Genomic DNA, 1,759 nt, shown 5'->3' with positions numbered 1-1,759 from the left:
GTTCAAGACGTCGATCAGCTTGATCACGCATTCGCGCACGGCGAGCGCCGTCTGCATCAGCTTGGTGGCGATGCGGCCGGCGAATTCGTCCTGGTAGAACGCCATCGATTGCTTGAGCAGGTAGCGATGCACCTGCCAGCGGATGCGCATGGGATAATTGCCCATCAGCGTCTGCTGGTTGAGCAGCGAATGCAGCCAGACCGTGCCCGGCAGCGCGAACAGCACGACGAAGGCCATGCCGGCGAGCTTCCAGCTCTCGGTCTGCAGGAAGGTTTCGCGGTTCTGCCCCGACAGCCAGTCGACGATGCGGCCCATGAAGCCGAACATCCACACTTCGGCGATGGAGATCGCCGTCACCAGCACCGCATCGAGGAGGATGTAGGGCCAGGCGCCGCGCGTATAATGCACGCAAAACGCGACCAGCGTCTTCGGCGGCTCGACCGGCTCCGCGGCGGGAAATGGATCGAGCCTCTGTTCAAACCAGCGGAACATTCCAGGCACTCACGATGCTATGCGCGCTCACGCAGCGCGGGATTGACGGGCTAGGCTTTGCGGCCGCGCGGCATTGCGCGCCGGCGATACGGAATCATCCGCATCACCGGCCTTGCTGCTCGCAATATAGGGTTTCGCCGGCATTTCGCCGACAGGCTCGTTCGACGATCCTGACGGCGCCGAGCTTCCCGACGAAAAGCCGGAGCCTGCCTGGTTCCTGTCGCCTGGCCGGAACAGACGCACCATCCGGCGCACCAGCGTCGGCCGGCTGTGGTCGGGCACCGCGCGCGAGAAATCGACGTCCGGCAGCATGCCGCGATGCGGCCTGCGCCGCTCCTCGGCATGCACCGCCGACGAATAGGTCTCGGCGATCAGCAGCGCCCAGGTCGCTGCCTTGCGCTCATGCAGGCTTCTTGACCCCGGTATCTTGTAGGGATCGAACATTGGTCCGTCCTCCATATGCAAATGCGTTAAAAAGGGTGATATGGCCTCGATCCCCGGCATTCGACCGAAGGCGCGGATCGAATCGGTCGTAACGGCGCGGCAAGCGTCGGTCTCGACACGTTCAGCTGGGGCGCGGCGCCCCTTTGGCAGTTTGAAAAACATCGCAAGATTCCTTCGAAGGCCGAAAACTGGGTTCGGCGGGAATCGGTGCGATGAAGACTTAAAGTGTCAGAAGAATCGTCGTACCGAAACCGCCATTGGGCATAGGAGAGCCCAGGAGAGGCGCTGGATGTGCATGGTCATCATGTGTTCCCCTCCATTCGGTTCGGGTTGACGATGATGGTCCTATACTCGACTTCGCAGAAAATGGCCACCCGACAGGCCAGAAATCGCCGAAAGCGGGAGATGCCTGTGGCCGATCTGCCACTTATTAGCAGGATGCGAAAATGAACCATCGTCTCCGCATCGCGCTCTACCAGCCGGATATCGCCGGCAACACCGGGACCATCCTGCGCTTCGCCGCCTGCCTCGACATCGCTGTCGATATCATCGAACCTGCCGGCTTCCCGCTCTCCGACCGGGCGCTGAAACGGGCCGGCATGGACTACCTCGAAATGGCGACGCTCACCCGCCACGCCGACTGGCACGCCTTCGAGGAATGGCGAAACGCGCATGCGCGCCGCCTGGTGCTGCTCACCACCAAGGCCACGGCCGCTTATACCGGCTTTGCTTTCGCCGCCGGCGACATCCTTCTGTTCGGCCGCGAATCCGCCGGCGTCACGGAACAAGTCCACCAGGCGGCGGATTCGCGGCCGAACAGAAG

General features: G+C 62.6%; 3 protein-coding genes. 1 reads left to right on the top strand and 2 read right to left on the bottom strand.

Going from position 1 to position 1,759, the window contains the following annotated elements; translation table 11 throughout:
• Both EOA28_RS34785 and EOA28_RS34780 read right to left on the bottom strand, forming a co-directional pair.
• The coding region (locus EOA28_RS34785; protein ID WP_148671065.1) for an ABC transporter transmembrane domain-containing protein at positions 1-492 on the bottom strand (492 nt) is incomplete at its 3' end.
• A gap of 27 nt (positions 493-519) precedes the next feature.
• On the bottom strand, positions 520-936 hold the full coding sequence (locus tag EOA28_RS34780) for a hypothetical protein (protein ID WP_245463348.1): 417 nt from the start codon (positions 934-936) through the stop codon (positions 520-522).
• Positions 937-1,382: 446 nt separating this feature from the next.
• On the opposite strand from EOA28_RS34780, the gene EOA28_RS34775 reads away from it, so the two are divergent.
• The coding region (locus tag EOA28_RS34775; RefSeq protein WP_148671064.1) for a TrmH family RNA methyltransferase at positions 1,383-1,759 on the top strand (377 nt) is incomplete at its 3' end.

The organism is Mesorhizobium sp. M2A.F.Ca.ET.067.02.1.1 (assembly GCF_004023285.1).
GTDB lineage: Bacteria > Pseudomonadota > Alphaproteobacteria > Rhizobiales > Rhizobiaceae > Mesorhizobium.
This window is presented reverse-complemented; position numbering and strand designations above follow the sequence as displayed.